The sequence below is a fragment of the Acinetobacter sp. FDAARGOS_559 genome (assembly GCF_003940475.1).
Lineage (GTDB): Bacteria > Pseudomonadota > Gammaproteobacteria > Pseudomonadales > Moraxellaceae > Acinetobacter > Acinetobacter baumannii.
Genome location: NZ_RKJG01000005.1, coordinates 308,089 through 326,161 on the forward strand (window position 1 = coordinate 308,089; position 18,073 = coordinate 326,161).

15 protein-coding genes are annotated in these 18,073 nt (G+C 40.4%); 6 read left to right on the forward strand and 9 right to left on the reverse strand.

All coding sequences use genetic code 11. The features are described from left to right. Window positions 1-33 precede the first annotated feature (33 nt). Complete coding sequence (gene denD, locus EGS71_RS02885) at window positions 34-1,005, reverse strand: D-erythronate dehydrogenase (RefSeq protein WP_001101639.1); 972 nt, start codon at window positions 1,003-1,005, stop codon at window positions 34-36. 210 nt (window positions 1,006-1,215) lie between these two features. Then, window positions 1,216-2,151, reverse strand: coding sequence for a LysR family transcriptional regulator (locus EGS71_RS02890; protein ID WP_000774594.1), 936 nt, complete (start codon window positions 2,149-2,151; stop codon window positions 1,216-1,218). A 111-nt stretch (window positions 2,152-2,262) separates the two neighbouring features. On the opposite strand from EGS71_RS02890, the gene EGS71_RS02895 reads away from it, so the two are divergent. The 3 genes from EGS71_RS02895 to EGS71_RS02905 all read left to right on the forward strand — a co-directional run bounded on the left by EGS71_RS02895 (window position 2,263) and on the right by EGS71_RS02905 (window position 6,907). Next, a complete protein-coding gene (locus EGS71_RS02895) occupies window positions 2,263-3,438 on the forward strand; it encodes a fumarylacetoacetate hydrolase family protein (protein ID WP_001011891.1) in 1,176 nt (391 codons plus the stop codon). An 87-nt stretch (window positions 3,439-3,525) separates the two neighbouring features. Next, window positions 3,526-5,313, forward strand: coding sequence for an IlvD/Edd family dehydratase (locus tag EGS71_RS02900; protein ID WP_000999646.1), 1,788 nt, complete (start codon window positions 3,526-3,528; stop codon window positions 5,311-5,313). 16 nt (window positions 5,314-5,329) lie between these two features. Then, complete coding sequence (locus EGS71_RS02905; RefSeq protein ID WP_002010115.1) at window positions 5,330-6,907, forward strand: aldehyde dehydrogenase (NADP(+)); 1,578 nt, start codon at window positions 5,330-5,332, stop codon at window positions 6,905-6,907. A 77-nt stretch (window positions 6,908-6,984) separates the two neighbouring features. Here EGS71_RS02905 and EGS71_RS02910 read toward each other — a convergent pair whose 3' ends face one another. Continuing rightward, entirely contained in the window at window positions 6,985-7,605 is a 621-nt protein-coding gene (locus tag EGS71_RS02910; protein WP_001278390.1) for a TetR/AcrR family transcriptional regulator, read from the reverse strand. A 166-nt stretch (window positions 7,606-7,771) separates the two neighbouring features. Here EGS71_RS02910 and EGS71_RS02915 point away from each other — a divergent pair, with 166 nt between their 5' ends. Both EGS71_RS02915 and EGS71_RS02920 read left to right on the forward strand, forming a co-directional pair. Next, window positions 7,772-9,349 (forward strand): MFS transporter, encoded by a 1,578-nt coding sequence (locus tag EGS71_RS02915; protein ID WP_001026289.1) that lies wholly within the window; start codon window positions 7,772-7,774, stop codon window positions 9,347-9,349. Then, window positions 9,346-10,431, forward strand: coding sequence for an HlyD family secretion protein (locus EGS71_RS02920; RefSeq protein ID WP_000105387.1), 1,086 nt, complete (start codon window positions 9,346-9,348; stop codon window positions 10,429-10,431). Before EGS71_RS02915 ends, EGS71_RS02920 begins: the two co-directional genes overlap by 4 nt. Window positions 10,432-10,510: 79 nt before the next feature. On the opposite strand, the gene EGS71_RS02925 is transcribed toward EGS71_RS02920, so the two are convergent. The 6 genes from EGS71_RS02925 to EGS71_RS02950 all read right to left on the reverse strand — a co-directional run bounded on the left by EGS71_RS02925 (window position 10,511) and on the right by EGS71_RS02950 (window position 16,955). After that, on the reverse strand, window positions 10,511-11,767 hold the full coding sequence (locus EGS71_RS02925) for an OprD family outer membrane porin (RefSeq protein WP_000876229.1): 1,257 nt from the start codon (window positions 11,765-11,767) through the stop codon (window positions 10,511-10,513). A 78-nt stretch (window positions 11,768-11,845) separates the two neighbouring features. Next, window positions 11,846-13,189 carry an MFS transporter gene (locus EGS71_RS02930; RefSeq protein ID WP_000081456.1) on the reverse strand — a complete coding sequence of 448 codons (1,344 nt, stop codon included), beginning with the start codon at window positions 13,187-13,189 and terminating at the stop codon, window positions 11,846-11,848. A 111-nt stretch (window positions 13,190-13,300) separates the two neighbouring features. Next, window positions 13,301-14,002 carry a fumarylacetoacetate hydrolase family protein gene (locus EGS71_RS02935; RefSeq protein WP_000008094.1) on the reverse strand — a complete coding sequence of 234 codons (702 nt, stop codon included), beginning with the start codon at window positions 14,000-14,002 and terminating at the stop codon, window positions 13,301-13,303. Window positions 14,003-14,034: 32 nt separating this feature from the next. Then, complete coding sequence (maiA, locus tag EGS71_RS02940; protein ID WP_000781207.1) at window positions 14,035-14,673, reverse strand: maleylacetoacetate isomerase; 639 nt, start codon at window positions 14,671-14,673, stop codon at window positions 14,035-14,037. After that, the gene (locus tag EGS71_RS02945) at window positions 14,670-15,890 is read right to left on the reverse strand and encodes a 3-hydroxybenzoate 6-monooxygenase (protein ID WP_000072611.1); all 1,221 of its coding nucleotides are present in this window, start codon (window positions 15,888-15,890) and stop codon (window positions 14,670-14,672) included. The genes maiA and EGS71_RS02945 overlap by 4 nt, the downstream gene beginning before the upstream one ends. Before the next feature lie 27 nt (window positions 15,891-15,917). Further along, the gene (locus EGS71_RS02950) at window positions 15,918-16,955 is read right to left on the reverse strand and encodes a cupin domain-containing protein (protein ID WP_000400483.1); all 1,038 of its coding nucleotides are present in this window, start codon (window positions 16,953-16,955) and stop codon (window positions 15,918-15,920) included. A 154-nt stretch (window positions 16,956-17,109) separates the two neighbouring features. Here EGS71_RS02950 and EGS71_RS02955 point away from each other — a divergent pair, with 154 nt between their 5' ends. After that, window positions 17,110-18,003 (forward strand): LysR family transcriptional regulator, encoded by an 894-nt coding sequence (locus EGS71_RS02955; protein ID WP_002010285.1) that lies wholly within the window; start codon window positions 17,110-17,112, stop codon window positions 18,001-18,003. The last annotated feature ends 70 nt before the right edge of the window (window positions 18,004-18,073 follow it).

Below are 18,073 nucleotides of genomic sequence, written 5' to 3' on the forward strand. Positions count from 1 at the left end.
AATAACTCTCACATGAATTGGCGATCACTGCCATTAATTTTGGGTATCTTCTATATGTGCCTGAATGATGCTTTCAAAATTCTCATCTGCTTGGAAACCTAAAGATTCGGCATATTCAGCTTTCACTTGAACCGGCCAACTTTGAACAATCCTTTGAATCGTTTTATCTTCTTGCCACTGCACTAAATCAGTTGCTTGTTTACCAGCAACTTTTTCAAGAGCCTCAAGCATTTGCTTAACGGTAACGGTCAATCCCGGTAAAGGAATAATTCGGTTATCTTGGAGTGCATCTGAAGAAATTGATGCAGCCTTAATCATTGACTCAACACAGCGTCGTGGTGAAGTAATAAAAACCGGAGTATCTGGCGGGACTGGACAAACTGCCGTTTCACCTTTTAAAGGCTCGCGGATAATTGAGCTAAAAAATGTAGATGCGGCTTTATTAGGCTTACCCGGACGAACCACAATAGTCGGTAATCTTAAAACACGGCCATCAATAAAGCCTTTACGTGAATAATCTGAAACGAGCAATTCTCCTACTGCTTTTTGCATACCGTAAGAGGACTTTGGTGTAACCACCGTATCATCTGTTACAACTTCTGGTAATTGACCACCAAATACAGCGCAGCCACTCGCAAAAATGACTCGAGGCGTGGTTTGTTTTTTTCTTAATTCTTCTAATAAATTTAAAAGGCCATAAAGGTTTACATCCATTCCCAAGTCAAAATCGGCCTCTGCTGCCGAACTCACCACGGCGGCTAAGTGCCAAACAACATCAATTTTTTCTGTAATATTTGCCACTGTGGTTTTGTCGGTAATATCGCCAATCACCACTTCAATTTTTGGGTCTTGCGGCAAATCATCACCAGCAAACGCATCAAACAAAATAATTTTATCGATGGGCTTAGCTTGTTTACCGTCTAAAGTCAGGCTTCCGGTTTTTAAAATCTCTTTGGCGATTTGCTTTCCAATAAAACCCGTGCCACCAGTAATTAACACATTCATACAGGGATCCTTTCCTAATTCTTATTCACTTAAAGATTTTTAATCATCATGAATTAAACGATAAGGAGTCCCTGCAATAATTTCCAATGAATAATTTCTAAATATTGATAACTTTTTAATATCAGTTTTATGATGAAACTTTGACTAAATTAAATAGGCTTTCTTTTAATTTAAAAGCCCCAAGTCTTCTATGACTTGAGGCTGAGGACTTTACTTACGTTTTGCATTTTTAAGTAAAATATTAATAAATGCTGCGGCTATATCAGACACTGGTTCATCTTTACGTGTCAAAATTCCATAATCTTGGGCATCTAAAATCAGGTCTGTTTCTAAAATCTGTAGTTGTCCTTCTTTCACCTGATCAATCACCATTGCTTCTGGCAACATGCCCACCATAGGTGCCCCTTTTAAGATCTGTAAAAAGGTCTGCATCGACATGGTATTTACCGTATTTAAAGGAATTTTGACTTTAGCTCGGGCGAATGCACCTTCCATACGCTCTCGAATCGGTGTGCCTTTAGGATAAAGTACCCACGGCCATTTTAATAATTCTTCTAATGTACAAAACTTTTTCTGGGCACATGGGTGCGCATTATTGACAACAATACAGAACGGTTCAGGGCCTAACGGCTGGAAATCGAAAAACTGACTTTGCGTCACATCGGTAAAGCGACCTATGGCTAAATCTAGAGTATGTTCACTCAACATTTCCATTAAATGGTCACTGGTCTGTTCAACAACATCTATAGAAAGTAGCGGCCATTGTTTCTTAATTTCGATAATTGAGTTTGGAATTACCACGGCGGTTGCTGCAAATATTCCCCCTACTTTTAAAAATCCATGTCCACCCAACCGTAAAATCTCGATGTCTTCGACAAAATGCTTTGCGTCATTCAAAACACGTTGTGCATAACGAATGACATGTTCACCCAATGCCGTTACAGGCATATTACGAGGCAGTCGCTCAAAGACCTGAAACCCAAGAAGGCCCTCAATTTCCTTTAGCATTTTACTTACGGCAGGTTGACTTAAATTCATCTGCTCGGCAGCCAAATGCATGTTATTGGTTCGAGCTAACGTCTCTAACAAAACCAAGTGCTTGAATTTAAGCCAGTTATTTAAACTTGAGTAAGTCAAATCTGCCATTTTTAAAATTCCTTTTTGATAACCACTGGTTATTAATAATTAAATTATTACGATTGGTGTTTATTAAATAAGAAACATATCATGATTTCAAATAAAAGAAGGAAGCTTTAAATGAACTTTACGTTAAATTCCCAGAACTCATTACCAGATGATGCAACTCAAGGATGTTTAATTGGCCGTGCGTGGATTCCAAGTCAAATTTCGGGTCCATCCCCTATTATTTTAAGGGGCAATCAAGTTTTTGATATCTCGGAAAAATTTCATACTATTTCCGAGTTACTTGAAAGTGCTGATCCTTTAAAAGCTTTATCTGAAATTGAAGGAAGACGAGTTGGTTCAATTGATGAATTATTTGCCAATACTGTCGCCGAGCCAGATACCGACAAGGCATATTTTTTAGCCCCTATTGATTTACAAGTAATTAAAGCGGCAGGCGTTACCTTTGCTGCAAGCATGTTAGAACGCGTGATTGAAGAACAAGCTGGTGGCGATGCACAAAAAGCTCAATCGATTCGTGAAGTTGTACAAGGCGTAATCGGTGATAATTTAAAAACAATCGAACCCGGTTCTGAAAAAGCGCTACAACTCAAAGAATATTTAATCGAACAAAAAATGTGGTCTCAATATCTTGAGGTGGGTATTGGTACAGATGCCGAGATTTTTACTAAAGCCCCTGTTTTAGCAGCTGTAGGCACAGGACAAAATATTGGTATTCACCCAAAGTCTGAGTGGAATAATCCAGAGCCGGAAGTCGTATTAGTTGCCAACAGCCAAGGTAAGATTTTAGGTGCGACTTTAGGTAACGATGTGAATTTACGGGACTTTGAAGGCCGTAGCGCCCTCTTGTTAAGCAAAGCGAAAGATAACAATGCATCTTGTGCGATTGGCCCATTTATTCGCCTTTTTGACCATACTTTTACTTTAAATGATATTCGTACTTGCGATGTTGAACTGCAAATTCAAGGCACCGATAACTTTGTGTTAAATGGGGTGAGTTCTATGTCGCAAATTAGCCGAGATCCTGAAGATTTAATTCAACAAACTCTTAATGAAAACCATCAATATCCAGACGGTTTTGTTTTGTTCTTGGGTACTTTATTTGCACCGACTCAAGATCGAGAACAAGCTGGGGCTGGCTTTACCCATAAAGTCGGAGATGTCGTCCGTATTCATTCACCTAAACTTGGTACTTTGTACAACACGGTTATGACCAGTGATAAAGCAACACCGTGGAATTTTGGAATAAATGCTTTGATGCGTAATTTGAAGCAGCGTGAATTACTATAATTTTCACGTATTATCGATCGGTTGAATTGCAAGATTCATCCCGTAAATAAACTAAATTTCAAAAAGTATGAGTGAAAGGATCAAAAAATGAATGATCAAAATAAACGGATTTTTTTACGTAGCCAAGAATGGTTTGATGATCCTGAACATGCCGACATGACCGCTTTATATGTTGAGCGCTACATGAACTATGGTTTGACCCGTGCCGAGTTACAATCAGGTCGCCCGATTATTGGAATTGCACAAACCGGTAGTGATTTGACCCCATGTAACCGTCACCACAAAGAACTTGCTGAACGCGTTAAAGCGGGTATTCGAGACGCGGGTGGTATTCCAATGGAATTCCCCGTCCACCCGATTGCAGAACAAACCCGTCGTCCAACTGCTGCACTTGACCGCAACTTGGCCTATTTAGGTTTGGTTGAAATCTTGCATGGTTATCCACTTGATGGTGTAGTGCTGACCACTGGTTGTGACAAAACTACTCCTGCATGTTTAATGGCAGCAGCCACAACAGATATACCTGCAATTGTGTTGTCTGGTGGGCCAATGCTAGATGGTCATTTTAAAGGTGAGTTAATTGGTTCCGGCACTGTGCTTTGGCATGCAAGAAACTTACTTGCCACTGGTGAAATTGACTATGAAGGGTTTATGGAAATGACCACTTCTGCTTCACCTTCGGTGGGACATTGCAACACTATGGGCACTGCACTTTCCATGAATGCTTTGGCAGAAGCGTTGGGTATGTCTTTACCAACATGTGCAAGTATTCCGGCACCATATCGTGAACGTGGGCAAATGGCCTATATGACCGGCAAAAGAATATGTGAAATGGTTTTAGAAGATTTACGTCCTTCTAAAATTATGACCAAACAATCTTTTGAAAATGCAATCGTAGTAGCCTCAGCTTTAGGTGCATCGAGTAACTGTCCTCCTCACCTCATTGCAATTGCCCGTCATATGGGTATTGAGCTGAGTTTAGAAGACTGGCAACGTGTGGGTGAAAACATTCCGCTCATTGTGAACTGTATGCCGGCGGGTAAATATTTGGGTGAAGGTTTCCACCGTGCGGGTGGTGTTCCTGCCGTTTTACACGAATTACAAAAAGCTGGTGTATTACACGAAGATTGTGCATCGGTTAGCGGTAAAACAATTGGGGAAATTGCCAAAAATGCAAAAACCTCAAATGCAGATGTCATTTTCCCTTATGAACAACCTCTTAAACATGGTGCCGGTTTCATTGTGCTCAGCGGCAATTTTTTTGACAGTGCCATTATGAAAATGTCTGTAGTGGGCGAAGCATTTAAAAAAACCTATTTATCAGATCCAAACAATGAAAATAGTTTCGAAGCACGTGCAATCGTTTTTGAAGGTCCCGAAGACTATCACGCACGTATCAATGACCCTGCCTTAAACATTGATGAACATTGTATTTTAGTCATTCGTGGCGCAGGTACAGTGGGTTATCCGGGCAGTGCTGAAGTCGTCAATATGGCTCCACCAGCAGAGTTAATTAAAAAAGGGATTGATTCACTGCCTTGCTTAGGAGATGGCCGCCAAAGCGGAACTTCTGCTAGCCCATCTATTCTCAATATGTCACCCGAAGCGGCTGTAGGCGGTGGAATTGCCTTACTTAAAACCAATGACCGTTTACGTATTGATTTAAATAAACGTTCAGTCAACGTACTCATTTCTGACGAAGAGTTAGAACAACGCCGCCGTGAATGGAAACCGACGGTATCTCCATCTCAAACACCTTGGCAAGAAATGTATCGCAACATGGTAGGTCAATTATCTACTGGTGGTTGTTTGGAACCCGCAACTTTATATATGCGAGTCGTAAACCAAGACAACCTTCCAAGACACTCTCATTAATTTCAGGATATTTGTTATGACCATTATCGGACACAACTTTATTGGTGGTTCACGCAGCGCACAAGGTACAACCTTATTAAAAAGTATTCATGCTACGACTGGTGAAGCTCTGCCTTATGAGTTTCACCATGCAACCGAGCAAGAGATTAATCAGGCCTGTGAAGCAGCCAGTCAAGCGTTTAAGACTTACCGCCATACGTCTCCTGAACAGCGTGCTATTTTTCTAGAAAATATTGCCGATGAACTCGATGCTTTGGGTATAGATTTTCTTGAAATCGTATCACAGGAAACCGCTTTGCCACTTGCACGCTTACAAGGTGAACGTGCCCGGACCAGTGGGCAAATGCGCCTGTTTGCCAAAGTACTACGCCGTGGTGATTTTTTAGGTGCCCGTATTGATACTGCTTTGCCTGAGCGTCAGCCTTTACCTCGCCCAGACTTGCGTCAGATTAAAATCGGTGTTGGCCCTGTTGCAGTCTTTGGGGCAAGTAACTTTCCTTTAGCATTCTCAACTGCGGGTGGAGACACTGCTTCGGCACTCGCCGCAGGTTGCTCTGTAGTGGTGAAAGCCCATAGTGGACATATGGCGACAGCAGACTTTGTAGCGCAGGCAATTGAACGTGCCGTAGAAAAATCAAATATGCCAAAAGGTGTGTTTAACATGATCTACGGTAATGGTGTGGGTGAACCACTGGTTAAGCATCCTTTAATTCAGGCAGTTGGTTTTACCGGTTCACTGCGCGGTGGTCGTGCTTTATGTGATATGGCCGCAGCCCGACCACAACCGATTCCGGTGTTTGCTGAAATGAGCAGTATTAACCCGATGCTGATGTTGCCAGAAGCCTTAAAAAACCGTGGGGAAAAAATTGCACAGGACTTGGCTGATTCAGTGGTTTTAGGCTGTGGTCAGTTTTGTACCAATCCGGGTTTAATCTTGGGAATTAAATCAGCTGAATTTAACCAGCTCATTAGCAATCTGACTGAAATTATGGGGGCTAAGCCTGCACAGACTATGCTCAATGGCGGAACCTTAAAAAGTTATACCGCTGGTCTTGAGCACTTGACCCAGCATCAAGGCATTAAGCATTTGGCTGGCAATACTCAACAAGGTAATCAGGCGCAGCCACAACTGTTTAAAGCTGATGTTGAGCTTTTACTGGCGGGTGACCAGCTTTTACAAGAAGAAATCTTTGGGCCAACCACAGTCATCATTGAAGTCGAAGATAAAGCCCAACTCATTCAGGCACTACAAAGCATGAATGGGCAACTGACTGCGACTTTAATTGCCGATGAGGCTGACTTAACCGAGTTTGCAGATGTAGTTCCAGTTTTAGAAGAAAAAGCTGGGCGATTACTTATAAATGGCTACCCAACAGGTGTTGAGGTGTGTGATGCGATGGTACACGGCGGGCCATACCCAGCCACTTCAGATGCACGAGGTACTTCAGTCGGAACCTTGGCCATTGACCGCTACTTGCGCCCTGTGTGTTACCAGAACTATCCACCGAGTTTATTGCCGGAAGCCTTAAAAGACAGTAATCCGTTGCAGATTTTAAGACTGGTGAATGGTGAGATGACTAAAGAAGCGATCTAAGAATAAAAAGAGACCACAAGTTGGTCTCTTTTTACTTCTACATTTAGGTTTTTTAAGGAGGTATAAGCTCCTTAAAATCAATCTAGTTTGTAATTAATATTTTTTAAAAATAAATCAACAGCGTATTCAACCCAAGTACTAATTTCATCAGCTGAGATTAAATAATCAGGATGAGTCAAACACTTTAAGTGGGCATCACTTCTTAACAGTGATAAAAATATATTTGCTGCGACTTCCGAAGAAGACGTTAATTCAATTTCTCCTTGTTTAATCGACTTTTCAAGATAACCTGCAATAATATTTGCCAGACGTTGTGGTCCCACTTCAAAGAACTTTTCGGATAATTCCGGGAACCTTACAGCCTCTGCAATACACACTCTAAAAAAAGCTAAACCTGAATGCGATAAGATAAAGCACAGATAAGTTTTCCCAATTTCGGTTAAGGCTGAACGTAAATTTTTGGCTTTTGTCTCGACCGACATAATTTGTTTTTGCATGTTGGTACATTGGCGTTCAATGACCGCAGCAAACATCGCTTCTTTATTTTTAAAACAACCATACATGGTCGCTTTTGAAACGCCCGCTTCTTTTTGAATCATATCTGTGGTTGTTCCACTAAAACCATGGATCAGAAAAAACTTTGTTGCTGCATCCAGAATTTTTTGATCTTTCTCATTCGTTTTAGTGCAATCAGACATACGACCCTACAAACATATTTAGCAATTTCATTCTTAGTGTAACTCATCGAAAAGTTCAAAATCGAGAATTGACGTAAATTTAATAAGATAGTAGAGTACCGATCGGTACAGTTGAGCTTAATCACCGCTATAAGCATTAAGCTCATTTTAAAATTTAAGGTAAAAGATGAATATACGACCACTCATCGGTTTGGCAGGTGCCATTTTTGCAGCCATGACTGTCGAATTTAATAACCGAATTAGCAGCATTACCTTGGTCGATATTCGCGGTGAGATGGGTATTAGTGTCGACTCTGGTTATTGGGTCAGCAGTATTTATGCCAGTGCCATGATTATTGGGATGATCCTGTCCACCAGTTGGGCCGTTATTTTTTCCATGCGTCGGGTTCTTCTTTTTGCGATAGGACTTTGCCTCTTCTCTAGCGTTTTAATTCCTTTTAGCCCAAATATCGAAATATTTTATTTATTACGGGGCTTACAAGGACTCGCCAATGGTTTAACCATTCCTTTATTAATGGCATGTGCACTTAGATTCCTAGGACCTGAAATTCGTCTATGGGGCTTGGCCTGCTATGCATTGACAGCAACTTTTTTCCCAAACTTAAGCGCTGCGCTTGCTGCCTTTTATTTAGATGTGATTGGTTGGAAGATGATATTTTTCCAAACCATTCCTTTTTGTGCTTTAAGTGCTGCGTTAGTATACTTCGGTATTCCGCAAGATCCGTTAAATTACTCAAGAATAAAAACTTACGATTGGACTGGCGCGATTCTAGCCATTATTGGTTTGGCAACCCTTAGTACCATGCTTTTGCATGGCAATCATTTGGACTGGTTCCATTCAAAATTGATTTGTGTTTTGGCTTTAATAAGTGCCATTACCCTACCTTTATTTTTAATACATGAATGGCGCTATCCAACACCATTAATTAAACCGCAAATGCTCGAAATACGAAATTTTGGTTATGCTGTTATTGCGTTGTTCTGCTTTGTGGTTATTGGTATGTCAACCAGTACATTACCCCTTAATTACTTAAGCGCCGTGCATGGTTATAAGCCTACTCAAACCATGTGGATTGGCTTACAAATTGCCGCATTACAATTTATCTATATCCCGATTGTTATTAAAGTTTTGAACCAAGCTTGGGTTGATAGCCGATATGTACATGGCTTTGGTTTACTTTTGGTTATGGTTGGCTGCTTAGGGGCAAGTCAACTTGATACGACTTGGAACCAAGACCAATTCTATTTTTGGCATGCAATCTCATGTTTAGGTCAAACCTGTGTAGTGCTTTCTCTCCTCATGATGGGTACAAATAGTGTCCACCCAACTATGGCAATCTATGCTTCGCCTATGATTAACACCCCGCGTGCTATTAGCGGCGTACTCGGTGTATGCCTTTTGGACTGGGTCAATCGAGTACGTGGCGAATACCATTCAACACGACTGATTGAAAATACCGCACAACATGTTTTTCAAAATATTCAAGGTCCTGTTATTAATCCTCTTACCCCGCCTGTGCTGAGTGCAGATGGTACCGAACGTGTTTCCGGTGGTTTATCTGCCTTAAATTCTGCGATTCAGGCACAGCAATCAGTGTTAGTCATTAGTGATCAATATCTGATTTTAGCGGGACTTACTGCAATTTTATTTATCGTTATGCTGATTTTGCCAGTTAGAACTTATCCACCACGCATTGCTCTCATTAAGTTAATGAATAGTCATAACTCAGGAAAATCTTTATGAGTACTCTCGAAGCCCAAGATCACTCCATGACCGAGTCACCCAAGTTAACAAAGATGCAATATCTTAAGAAACACTGGGTTATGGTTATTGCATGTATTATCGTTCTAGTTTCCATTTTATGGATTTTAAAAGTTATATTTTTACCTTCTTCCATTGTTAAAACTGACGATGCGCGGGTAGACGTCGAGTACTCAACCATTGCTCCAAAAGTGTCAGGTAATATTGAAGAAATTTATATTAAAGATCACCAGACCGTAAAAAAAGGCCAGCTTTTGGCACGGATTGATGCACGTGATTATCAGGCGGCTTTAGCTGAAGCTGAATCTAATTATGCCAAAGCACAAGCTGACTTAAATGAAGCAATGCTGGCAGTAGAAAGACAACCAACTGTTATTCGAGAAACAGAGGCCCAGCTTAGAAAAGTAGAAGCCGGCATTAAACTCACCAAAGATAATACCGCACGCTATGAGCAATTACAGGCACTTGGTGCTGAATCTAGATTGATTACACAACAATCAAAAACCACATTGACCGAGCAATATGCCGACTTGGACAGCAGTAAAGAAAAAGTTATTGATGCACAGTATCAGCTCAACCAATATAAGATTCAGGTTCAAGCTAAACAAGCGGCATTGAAACAAGCCCAAGCTGCGCTTGATAAAGCAAAACTGAATCTGAGCTATACAGAAATTCGAGCGCCTATTGATGGTATGATTGGGCAGAAGTCTGCAAATGTGGGCAACTTTGTTGGCGCAGGTAATCCACTCATGGTGGTTGTGCCTTTAGATCAAGTGTATGTAGAAGCAAACTTCCGTGAAATTGAGCTAAAACAAATTAAAATCGGCCAGCCTGTCACTGTTTATGTCGACGCTTACAATGTTGAGTTAAAAGGTGTGGTAGATAGTTTTTCACCATCGACTGGCGCATTTTTCTCGCCAATTTCAGCAACAAATGCGACGGGTAACTTTACTAAAATTGTTCAGCGTTTACCTTTACGCATCAAACTCCTTGAGAACCAACCTGATATTAAATTGTTGCGTCCTGGTCTATCTGTTGTGGTTTCTGTAGATACGACTAAATAGTTAGTCTAAACCTTGGAATATGAAAGAAAAAAAGAGACCTTTTATGGTCTCTTTTTTAATAATGAGTTTTAAAAAGTCTTTAAAACTTTTTGGTATAGTTTACAAAAAAGCGATCTTCGCCAAAGTCATTGCCATGTTTTACGTTGTAATCAATTCGAATGTATTGCAGGGCAACACCCTTTAAGAAAGGCTGTTGAAACGTATAGTTTAAAATCACATTCGACTCGGTTTCGTGGTTTTTCTCGCCATTTGCTGCTTTAAAGTCATGACCGTAAACATATTTCACCATCGCATTTAGGCCAGACACATAGTCTTTAAAATCGTAGCCGTACATCACATGGTAAGACTTTTCGTCTTCTTTAAAGAAACCAGTAGCGTTCCAGTTAATAAAATAGGTTTCTGGTAAAAAACCATCCGGTAGCGGATAAGCTGACTCACCAATGATCTGCTGATAGCCCAAGCCAAAGGTGTGGTTTTTTACTTTTACAGTTTCAAGTAAACCAATGTTCTGCGCATCAATATCAAAAGTATTGCCATCATCTTTTGCATTGAAGTATTTAAATTTAGACGTAAGAGCAAAATTAGATTGTTTCCAATTGTGCTCAAGTCCTACATAGTGTTTATTATACAGATCTTCTAAATTACCGAAGTAATATTCAGCCTTTAAAGACGGCGTGAATTGATATCGCAGATCAATATAATTTAAGCCATCAGATTCTTTGGTAATGCCGTTCGCTGTGAAAGAAAACTTTTTAAAGTCTTCTTCATTACGTGGAGAGACTTTTTCCACTCGTCCAATTTCAGCATAAAGCTGATCTGAAAGTTGTGACTTAAGATTAGTTCCCCAATACGAAGTGAGTAACTGACGACTAGCATCAACAGCCGTTACAGGTAAATCTAGCCAGAGTTCACCGACACTTAAAAGTGTTTTGTCATAACCTAGTTTTAAAGTTGCGCCGTATTTTAAAAAGTCCGATGCTTGTGACTGTGTTTCCTTATTAAAAGGTAAAACCGTGTCCGCAACATGTTTATCTGAACTCAAGCGCACGGCGTATTGAACAGAAGCATCGGCACCAATGGTAATGGGCTTATCTGCAATTTGCAGTGGGGTGTCATGCATTTTCGACTTATAAAATAATGAAGCTGCCTGAGACCAACTGCCCGTATCTTTGATTGCATCATTATCAAAGTCACGGTTTATATAGGCATTCTTTAGCGTGAATTTCCATTCATCTTCGTCTTGTTGAGTGGTATCTGCTGCCCACAATATTGAATGACCACTACAGATAAATAAAAGAGTAGAAAACTTTAAATATTCGATTTTTAAATATTTCATGAAACAAATCATCCTTTAACTATTGTCTGCGCCATCCTTTGGTACAGACATATATTTTTTCAGTGGAATCGTGTTGACTCAATTCGAAGCGACTAAAACTTGAGATTGATTTTTCTTTAAACGTTTAATGAGTAACAACGAAACCGCGGCACAAAATGCAGGTATCGCTAAAATACTTAAAATTTCAAAACTGGAGAGATTTAATGACATTAACCAGCCGCCCATAATTGATCCCACAATCGACCCTGAGCGCCCTACTGCATTGGCCCAACTTACCCCTGTTGCACGGCAATGTGTTGGATAAAAACTAGATGCAAAAGCGTTTGCTCCCACTTGTGATCCACTAATTCCAGCACCTACCCCAAACATAGCAAACATCAATAAAACCGCATTTGCCTGTTCAATTCCAAACCCTAAGCAAATCAGAAAAAAACCACCAAAAACATAAGCCGTACTTAAAATTTTGGTTGCATCCATCTTATCCATTAGCAGGCCTAAAACAATGGCACCAATGGTTCCACCTATTTGGAAAATTGAAGTAAGCCATGATGCGTTGGATAAATTAAAGCCCTCATTGGTTAATAAAGTAGGCATCCAACTTGAAATCATATAAATAATGAGAAGGCTCATAAAAAAGGTAAACCAAATCAAAAAAGTGCCTAAAGCAAAGCCTTTATTAAACAAATCTTTCAAAGTTGATTTTTCAACTTCATTGACTGTTGGAACCAAAGTTGGTGTGTTATTTAAATGCGGTGCGATACGGTGAATAATCTTTTCAATTTTCTCGGGACTCTTCTTTTTAAGTACTAAAAAGCGAAGGGATTCAGGTAGTAAAAAATATAAGAAAGGTACAGTCGCTAAAGGTAACACTCCCCCAATAAGCAAAATACCGTGCCAACCAATATGAGGAAGTAGCTGAGCTGAAAAAATGCCACCAAGAGCAGAACCAATGGTAAAACCACAGAACATCATGGTCACTAAATTAGAACGGCGAGATGTAGGCGCATATTCAGAGGTTAGAGTAATTGCATTAGGTAAAGCCCCACCTAAGCCCAATCCAGTGAGAAATCTCCAAATAATTAGGGTTTGTAAATCTGGTGAAAAAGAGGCAAAAACACTGGCAATTCCAAACATGATGACTGAACCAATCAAAATCGGTTTACGGCCTAATTTATCGGATAACGGCCCAAAAATGAGTGCACCTGCCATCAGTCCAAATAAACCAGCGCCAAATAAAGGTGCCAAATCGGTTGCTTGCAACCCCCATTCTGCCTTTAAAGCAGGTGCAATAAACCCAACTGCTGCGGTATCGAAACCATCAATCGCAACGATCAAAAAACACAACCACATGATTAATTTTTGCAAAGACGATAGCGGTATTTCATCAATGAAACTTTGTACGTCTATAGAATTTTGAGACATGAGAGCTCCTTTCGCCAATACATTGGCGTATATGCAATCCTTAGCAAAGGTGCCCAACTGTATTTTTTATTTAGGTTGAGCACCGATTTCAATAAATCAGATCAATTTGATTTATTTCACCTTCACCGTAATTCCAGTCAGTCCGGTAATGTCTGCACGCATAACATCACCTTTCACTACCACACCCACGCCTTCTGGAGTTCCTGTAAAAATCAAATCACCTGCTTTTAGTTCAAATAGCGTAGACAAATTGGCAATCGTTTCGGCCACAGACCAAATCAGATGACTGACATCGCTGTGCTGTTCGGTTTTACCATTTACCGTTAAATGAATATCGGCATTATTGATTTCACCCGTTTGAGTAATCGGATGAATTGGGCCAACTGGTGCAGAAAAATCAAAAGCCTTACCGATTTCCCATGGGCGGCCTTTTTCACGCATTGCCATCTGTAAGTCACGGCGTGTCATATCTAAACCAACGGCATAGCCATAGATATAGTTCACTGCATCCTCAACTGAGACATTTTTGGCATTTTTACCAATTGCAACGACCAACTCGATTTCATAATGAAAATTTGAAGTTTCAGATGGATATGGAATATCAACCGCATCTGTATTTACCGGGACAACCGACTCAAGATCATTTGGCTTACAAAAGAAAAATGGTGGTTCACGGTCTGGGTCAAAACCCATTTCACGTGCATGAGCAGCATAGTTACGGCCAACGCAATATATACGGCGTACTGGAAATTTATGCTCTGAGCCGTGAATAAATAGACCCGCAGTGGTCATTGGTTCGAAAATAAATGACATATGTAAATTCCTTCTATTAAGTTAATCACGACTCAAAATGCATCGGCCTGCTGTTCAGGCGCTGCCTTTTGAAATGCTTCTAGCGTCATGCAATGTTGGTAAATCTCATTAATGTTTGGATAAACCGATAAATCGACTTTAAAACGCTCAGCAGAAACTACTTGTGGAACCAAATAGGCATCTGCAATGGTCGGTTGCTTGCCATAGCAGAACTTTTCGCGATTCTGGTCTTGTTCCAAAATATGCTCTAAAGCAGTAAATCCATCTTGAATCCACTTGGCACACCATGCATTGATTTGTGTATCATCCAGCCCTAAGTTCTGGCGTAAATATTCAAGAACACGCTTGTTATTTAGGGGATGAACATCGCATCCAACTAATGCAGCAATGGCACGGACTTTTTCACGACCCAATACATCTGTAGGTAATAAAGCAGGTTCAGGATATTGTTCTTCTAGCCATTCGATAATGGCTGGACTTTGCAACAAGTTTCCCGATTCAGTTTCAAGTACTGGTACAAACCCTTGCGGATTTAAAGCTTTAAAAGCAGCTTGATGGTGTTCGTTTTTAGCGAGCGAGATATAAGTCGCTTCATAAGCCAAACCCTTTAGGTTCAACACAATACGGGTTCGATGTGATGTGCCACTACGGAAAAAGCTATAAAGTTTCATGCCACATTCCCTTGATAGTTTTTCACTGCATCAAGGCATTTATTGACATTCCAGCCATATAACCATTCCATTGCATCATAAAAACGTTCCGTAGGACGTCCACGCCACAAATCGTTGCGAACTAAGCGTTGCACACCTTTGGCATGGTAAATTTTGCCCATTTCACGTGAAGATAAAACAATACGTGCTGTACGTGCTACTCGTGCTTTTTGGTAAATATCAAAAGCTTTTAAAATGTCATGGTCAGTAACACGTAACGCTTCACCTAAAGTTACGGCGTCTTCCATCGCCATACATGCACCTTGCGCCATATATTGCGTGGTCGGATGTGCCGCATCGCCAAGTAATGTCACACGCCCAAAAGTCCATGTTTCAATCGGTTCACGGTCTGCAGTTGCCCAGCGGCGCCAGCTTTTTGGTAACTCAATCAATTGACGTGCTTTCTGGCAAATTTCTTGAAAATAAGACAGTACTTCTTCTTTGGAGCCATCAGTTACGCCCCACTGTTCTTGCTCACGGCTATGAAACGTCACTACAACGTTATATTCCTTTCCACCGCGCAGTGGATAATGCACAAGATGGCAATTTGGCCCTACCCAAATACTGGCTGCATTCCATTTCAAGTCTTCAGGAAACTCGCTTTCAGGTACAACAGCACGGTAAACCACATGACCTGTAACCAATGCAGGGTCACCCACATAGGTATCACGCACAACGGATTTAACACCGTCAGCACCGATAAGTGCCTGACCATGATATTGTTTCCCGTTTTGATCGGTAATTGTTACACCAGCATCATCTTGGTCAACTTTTTGAATATGACAATTAGTGATAATTTCCAAGTTGCCGTATTGTTTTGCACCTTCGACCAATGAACCATGAATATCGGCACGGTGAATCACCGCATATGGGTTACCGAAACGTTCACGGAATTTTTCATCGGTTGGAATTTTGCCGACCTGATATTCATCAATCGCATCATGCATGACCATATAATCGGTATAGACCGCTTTACTGCGAGCAATTTCACCAATTCCTAGCGCATCAAAAGCATGAAATGCGTTCGGCCCTAGTTGAATTCCTGCTCCGATCTCACCAATTTCAGGGGCCTGTTCAAAAACCTGTACCTTAAAGCCTTGTTTTGCCAAAGCGAGTGCGGCTGCAAACCCACCAATGCCGCCACCCGCAATTAATATCGGTTGTTGAGTATTTGACATGATTTATATCCTTATAAAATATTCTATTTACTGGCGCTCACGCACAGAGTACAAACCCAGTTTCCGTTGTAAGGGCGCCTCATCTGCAATAAACAAATAACATGGTTGATCTGAGGTATTGATTAAATCAATATGTGAAAAACATGGCGCACATGCCGTATCAGCTTTATTTAAATTGAAATCTTTCTGATCGATTTTGACTTGGAGCTGACCATCAATCACATGAAAAATTTGGGCAGTAGAGCGCGGTTGGAGCTGTAAAGTTTCATTTGGTCTGAGCATTAAAGCTGAGTAACCAATAATATTTTGACAATCATCACCAGTTTCTGGATTGATGTATGTCACCTGAATTGGAGCTTGATGGTTTTTATTATCTGCAAGCGCATGCAAAACTTTTTTGGTTTCTTTCCAAGAGTAACGCATGATCGGATATGAAGTATTTTCACGGGTAAAATGTGCTGTTGGTACAATGCCAGTTCCATAATGATGAGCATTTCCGGCACTGGTTACTTTTTGGATTTCACCCGGTTGTACATAAGAAGCTTCCATGTAATAAACTAAAGGTAAATCCAGTACATCTAACCAGATCACTGGCTCATCGCCATCATGTCCATGTTCATGCCAAAGACCTGATGGTGTAAGGATTAAATCCCCATGCTCCATCATGCATTTTTGACCTTCAACAGTCGTATACGCCCCTTCACCTTCAACAATCAGACGCACTGCATTTGGGGTATGTCGATGTGATGGTGCCCACTCTTTTGGTAATAAAAGCTGCATGCCAAGATACATGACCGAACTGGCTTTCATATTTTCCAGACCATGTCCGGGATTGGCTAAAACCAATACACGGCGTTCAGCTTTTTCAATTGGTGTTAACTCACCAGCTTCAAGCAATAAAGGTTTAATATTCTGAAAATACCAAGCAGTTGCTATGGTCTGCGGCATCGGTTTATGCGGAGGTAATACATTGCGTAAACTTGGCCATAAAGGGACTAAATTTGATTCTTCAAGTTGACCAAGATAACGTTTCGGTAAGTCATCTAGTGTTGCTAAATGTTCCATTTCAGATCCTCTATTTAAGGCCAATTTGTACAAGAATGCTTTGTACTTTTACGACCTATTCTTCCTTGATCATCAATTTAACAATCGAAAATTGTTGAATCCATGCACAAAAAACAATAGTCTGTATTGATAAAATCAATACAAGGAAATTAAAGTGTTTGATCTTGATACTCGGCTTTTGCAAATTTTCTTTGAAATTTATAAACATAGCAGTGTGTCTAAAGCTGCCGAACAGCTTGAAATTGGACAACCAACTTTAAGTATTGCGTTAAATAAATTACGTGAGCATTTTCAGGACCCACTTTTTGTCCGTATTGAAAATAAGATGCAACCTACTGAGTTATCTAAACAAATATTTCCGCTGGTTGTAGAAATTCTGAACCGACTGAAACTGGTTCAAAACTACAATATTGAATTTGATCCAAAGACTTCAAATTATCAATTTAAAATCAGCATGACTGATATTAGCCATCTGGTTTTATTACCTAAACTGATCAATTATTTACGTGCACATGCACCTAATATTCGCTTAGAAATTGTCCCAATTGATGCCAATAGACCAGTCATGATGTCAAATGGAGATATTGATTTAGCCATTGGTTTTTTGCCTCAGCTCGAAGCGGGTTTTTATCAGCAAACACTTTTCCAGCAACGTTATATTTGTATTGCCAGTAAAGAACACCCAAGGCTTACAAGGACAACACTATCAGATCAAGAATTTCGCCAAGAGCTGCATGTCGATATTTTCGCAACTGGTGGACACTATGTTCTGGAGCATGAGTTACAAAAACTTGGAGTAAACCGAAATATTCTGGTTCGCCTCCCAAGCTATCTAGGCGTTGGATTAGTTGTTCAAGACACAGATGCGATTGCGACTATTCCTCATTATTTAAGTCAGGTGCTTTTAGTCAGAGGTGGCCTAAAAGTCTTAGAACCGCCTTATCATTTTCCAACTTATAGCGTGAAGCAGCATTGGCATGCACGAGTTCATCAAACACCAAGCAACCAATGGTTAAGAAGAGTATGTTTTGAACTTTTTTCTGAATAGAATATTTAATCAGACACTATTAAAATCTAATAAAAATAAAAAGACTTTGCGTAGAGGGATAAATTGCTCC